The sequence below is a fragment of the Treponema sp. R6D11 genome (assembly GCF_054786075.1).
Genome location: NZ_BDHD01001200.1, coordinates 1 through 360, shown reverse-complemented (window position 1 = coordinate 360; position 360 = coordinate 1). Strand labels below are relative to the sequence as shown.

Below are 360 nucleotides of genomic sequence, written 5' to 3'. Positions count from 1 at the left end.
CGGTTTTGCGCATCTAATGCTCTTTTGTGGCACGGCAAAGAAAATAGATATTATTAAAAGTGAGCATTATATAAGGAATCCGATTTTAATAGATGATACCAAGTTGGAGGTGGATGCCTGGAAAGAATTTAATTTGAACGCCGTATGGCTTGATTTACAGACTATGGACAGCATCGGGTTTCCCGGAAATGTCCGGTATGTGGAAGCGTTGTTACGGGAAATGAAAAAATTGGAGGTCGCAAATGACGGGTGAAATAGAGTTATCGGATTACGAGACTATCGTTTCCGATTATTGCAAAAAGTTTGATTGGTTTACCGTTTCCCCAAACTCCATAACAAAGTTACAGGGCAAACGTTTGA

At 40.0% G+C, this 360-nt stretch carries 1 protein-coding gene; it reads left to right on the top strand.

Going from position 1 to position 360, the window contains the following annotated elements; all coding sequences use genetic code 11:
- Window positions 1-253, top strand: a 253-nt coding sequence (locus tag ACYVTD_RS18105) for a hypothetical protein (protein ID WP_461248997.1), incomplete at its 5' end; no start/stop codon positions are given.
- Window positions 254-360: the final 107 nt, after the last annotated feature.